A 223-nucleotide genomic window follows, 5' to 3' on the forward strand; every position below is an offset into this window, starting at 1 on the left:
TCTTTCCAATATGAATGACCCGCAGCACTCGAGTCAGCAGGGTGTAAGACCTGCACAAATTCCGGTTGTTGTTTTAGCCATGCTAGGAGTTGCAGCGCACTTTCAGACTGTGCGGCATAACGAATGCGCATTGATGCTAGACTGCGTTGGACTTGAGCAACATCATCCCCAGAGACGCTAATGCCTTGAATGGCATGTGTGCGAAAGAGTTGATGATGTAAAG

General features: G+C 48.4%; 1 protein-coding gene. It reads right to left on the bottom strand.

Annotation, left to right across the window (positions count from 1 at the left end):
- Positions 1-223 (bottom strand): PLP-dependent transferase (locus tag RRF55_RS28675; RefSeq protein WP_439419397.1); only part of this gene is annotated, 223 nt, incomplete at both ends.

The sequence above is a fragment of the Klebsiella sp. K47 genome (genome assembly GCF_051858335.1).
Classification (GTDB): Bacteria; Pseudomonadota; Gammaproteobacteria; order Enterobacterales; family Enterobacteriaceae; genus Klebsiella; species Klebsiella pneumoniae.